This is a genomic window from Syntrophorhabdaceae bacterium, assembly GCA_028713955.1.
Taxonomy (GTDB): Bacteria; Desulfobacterota; Syntrophorhabdia; order Syntrophorhabdales; family Syntrophorhabdaceae; genus UBA5609.
Window position 1 is genome coordinate 1 of the sequence record JAQTNJ010000317.1, and the last position, 3087, is coordinate 3087.

A 3087-nucleotide genomic window follows, 5' to 3' on the forward strand; every position below is an offset into this window, starting at 1 on the left:
TGCTTCCACTCCAGGTAGGTGTCCGCGAACTTCTCGTTGCGGGCGGTCGAGAGGGTGTCAAGCCCCGCGTAGGAGCCACCCTGAGTGTTCTTCGCGTACTCGACCAGAACACGGATGTTCTTACCGGACTTCTCCTTGATCCCTTTGCCGTCCAAGAGCGCAAAGACCGGGTTCGTGCTGTAAACCTGGTCGAATACTCTCGGCAGCACAATGTCACGGGTGAAGGCTTCAAGCCCTCCCCAGTTTATTGATGTCATCTACTTTCCTCCTCAGTCACTCAATGAGTCGATAGCGCTTTGCGACCTCGGAGACCTGACCGGGAGAGAGTTTCAAGGGGTCCACCTGATAGGACTCGGGCGGTCCCTGCGCTCCCGGCTCGACGGCCATCTGCTGCCGCTGCGCCTGCTGTTGCTGTTGTGTCAGCCCTGCCTGCCGCGCCACATCGTCGTAAGACATATCGCGGTAAGCGAGTTCGAGGGTTGGTATCTCGGGGTGATCCGCAAGGTGCTGGACTACCTTCTGGAAGTCTGCCTGCGGGTACTTGCCCTGAAACTGCTGCGCCTCCATCTGGGCCTGGATGCCTGCCACCTGGTCGAGTAAGAAGTTCACGCCGGGATCGGGAGCCTGTTGGTAGCCAGCCGGGGCCATCTGTTGCTGCACGGTCTGTTGAGCCTGCTGCTGTGGCACCCCCTGGTTCATCAGGGATATGATCGCGTCTGCGGCTCCCGGCGTGTTCTCGATGAAATCCCGCATCTCTCTGTAGGGCGCCAACTCCTGCGTCTTCTGCGTGTAGTCGAAACCCTTGGAGGCGTAATCGAGAACTTCCGATTCGGGAAGCCTCTGCATCTCTCCTCTCGCCTTGAACTCAAGCATCCTTTCTTGCTGCTGCTGCGCTGTCTCCGGCGGGGCGACACCAGGGACCGTCACCAAGTTCGGGTTAGCCACGGGTGTAGCCAACGGGTTCTCGGCTGGTTCTGGTGCTGGCGCTGGCGCCGGCTGTGCCGGTTCTCCGGCTCCTGTCCTGAAATCGCTGTCCATGAGTTCCCTCCTGGGTTGACTCCTGGCGGTCCTTGCGGTTGCCGCCTATTTCTTCCCCTTGCTTTTTAGCAGGGCTTTCATCATCAGTATCTCCGCAGGTTTTGTCGGACCATCTGTGAGTAGGTTGCCCTTGCGGTAGGCACCTTGGTCACTCCTGCCTGCGCTATGCTGCGGCCCGTCCTTTTTGCCACGGTCTGCCTCGCCTGTGCGGAAGCACCACCGGGTACGCCCGTCGGGGTGACAGCCACCGCGCCGGGCTTTGAGGTCGTGGCATAGTTGCCGTTGCGGTTCGCCCCGCCTGCCTTCGGGGCGGCAGACATCACATCACGCCATGCGGTAGCACCGGAAGGCGCGGCGGGCGCCGGAGCCGGACCCGGTGCGGGGTTCACATTCGGCGGGGGCGACATCTTCGCCCATATGCTGGAGAGCGCACCCTGGCCTTGTATGGGGTTCCCGTTGTAGTCGAGGTGCGCCGCCTGCCCGCTTCTCACGTTGACGGGGTTGGACTCGTAATAGGCACGGGGAGTACCCGTGTCGGCTACGGCCTCGGCGCGGGCTGTTGCGATAGCGGCGTACTCCGCCGGGTCGCTATCCTTCAGGTCGGCCTCGGTGACGTAACCCCGCCCCGCGACATAGTGCAGGACGTTATTTGATATGTTGCCGTAGTCGTAAGTGGTGTTCTTCAAGGTGGAGGCAACCTGCGTGGGCGCCCCACGCCGGAGCCAATCCCAATACTGTTGTACCCATTGAGTGACGGGCGTGGCGCCGTGAGCGGCGTTGTACTTGGCGTAGACCTCATTGCCGAGGCGCGTAGCCAGGCCATGCGCGGCTACCGATTCGGCGTCGCCACCGGAAGGCGCACCCGTCATCATGCGGAGCGCGGTGGCAAGTTTAGTAGGACTCTGCCACTGGAGGTAGTCCGGTAGGTACTGCTTCCCGAAAAGGCTTGAAAGGTCAGCCGCCATTTGGACCTCCCATCTGTCCTAGCATCTGTTCAAGGCCGGGAGGCATACCCTCGCCCTGGGCGGCTGCCTCCATGATCTGCGACAGCAGGGATGAAATCTCCGGTGGAAGGTCGCCGGGAGGCGCCGGTGGCGGTGGCCCTTGTGAGGCTCCAGGCGGCGGCCCCTCTCTGAGACTCATGGGACCGGGTGGCGCTGCGCCCTGCGGCGCTTCTGGCGGTGGCCCTCCCGGCTGACCCCCCTGCTGTTGCATCTCCATAAGTTGCATCTGCTGTTCCTGCTGCTTCTGGTCGAACTGCTCGTTGTGCTTCACGATCTGGTCGCGGTGCGGGAAGTCGATGACGGCCAGCATATCCTTCGGGTCTTTGATGACCCCTATCTCATGCAAGGACATCGCCCACTGGAACAGGAGCGACTGAGAGGTTGGAAGATTACTCCCCACCGCGATGTCGATGTTGTACTCATCGGTGATGTCCTCGGACTGTATCTGGTCGAAGTCGATGCCCCCCGAGCCGTCACCCTTGGAGATTATCAACTGGCGGGGCTTGTCATAATTCTGTTTGATGCGGCTTACGATGAGTTCTCCCACCTCGCGCAGGGAATCCGACAGGTTCTCCATCTTCATCCTCGGGCGCATCTCTGCCATCTCCTTGATAGTGGAGATAGCCGCAGCGGAGGTCGCCCCTCCCCCCAGGTTCCCGGCAAGGATTCCGTAGTTGCCGGATATTCGTTCAACGTGGTCCATCGTGCGGTCGAGGTTCTGCGAGACATACGGGGGGAGGGACGGAGGTATCATGTACTCGGGCTTCTGCGTTCCCTGGTACGGTATCTTCTCGCCGGGGCGCGTGGTGATGGACTCCTTCTTCAGCCCAGAGGACCGAGGCACCAGCACCTTCGGGTCTGCCGTGAGGTTGGCAGACTCCATTATCTGGCTTGAGCGCTTGTTGAGTTCCTTCTGTAGAGGCTCGATAGGTTCTATCTCGCTCTTGCCCCAGAACATATCGGGGCGGTCCACGTTGTCGAACTTGATGTAGGGAAGTTGGCCGTCGGCAAAGACGTTAGGCTCGTTCATCAGGACGGTGTTGCC

At 61.0% G+C, this 3087-nt stretch carries 4 protein-coding genes; all 4 read right to left on the reverse strand.

Annotation, left to right across the window (positions count from 1 at the left end):
• Positions 1 to 257 (reverse strand): hypothetical protein (locus PHU49_16350; GenBank protein ID MDD5245582.1); only part of this gene is annotated, 257 nt, incomplete at its 3' end.
• Positions 258 to 273: 16 nt separating this feature from the next.
• On the reverse strand, positions 274 to 1038 hold the full coding sequence (locus tag PHU49_16355; GenBank protein ID MDD5245583.1) for a hypothetical protein: 765 nt from the start codon (positions 1036 to 1038) through the stop codon (positions 274 to 276).
• Between the two features lie 83 nt (positions 1039 to 1121).
• Complete coding sequence (locus PHU49_16360; protein ID MDD5245584.1) at positions 1122 to 1529, reverse strand: hypothetical protein; 408 nt, start codon at positions 1527 to 1529, stop codon at positions 1122 to 1124.
• Between the two features lie 463 nt (positions 1530 to 1992).
• On the reverse strand, positions 1993 to 3087 hold a 1095-nt coding region (locus PHU49_16365), incomplete at its 5' end, for a hypothetical protein (GenBank protein ID MDD5245585.1).